Raw genomic sequence first — 272 nt, 5'->3', positions numbered from 1 at the left:
CCGACAACCAGCTCGGCAAGGTCACGCCTGTCAGCCGCGTCGATGGCGATGACGACAGCGAGCGCTACCACTACGCCGACGGCGGCACCCGCACTCGCAAGGTCCACAAGGCGCAGGTCAGCACGGCCACGCAGACCACGATCACGACCTATGCCGGCGGTTGCGAGGTTCGCCAGCGATGGCTGGCAGGGCAGGATGCGCCGCAGAAGCACATCGTCATCACCGAAGCGGGCGGCGTACGGGTCGTGGAGAATCGGCTCACAGGCACGGTC

Annotated in this window: 1 protein-coding gene; it reads left to right on the top strand. The window is 67.3% G+C overall.

Annotated features, from left to right (window positions below):
* The coding region (locus ACNFCI_RS24145; RefSeq protein ID WP_416768450.1) for a hypothetical protein at positions 1-272 on the top strand (272 nt) is incomplete at both ends.

Source organism: Pseudomonas sp. NY15356 (genome assembly GCF_048068175.1).
GTDB lineage: Bacteria > Pseudomonadota > Gammaproteobacteria > Pseudomonadales > Pseudomonadaceae > Aquipseudomonas > Aquipseudomonas putida_K.
This window is presented reverse-complemented; position numbering and strand designations above follow the sequence as displayed.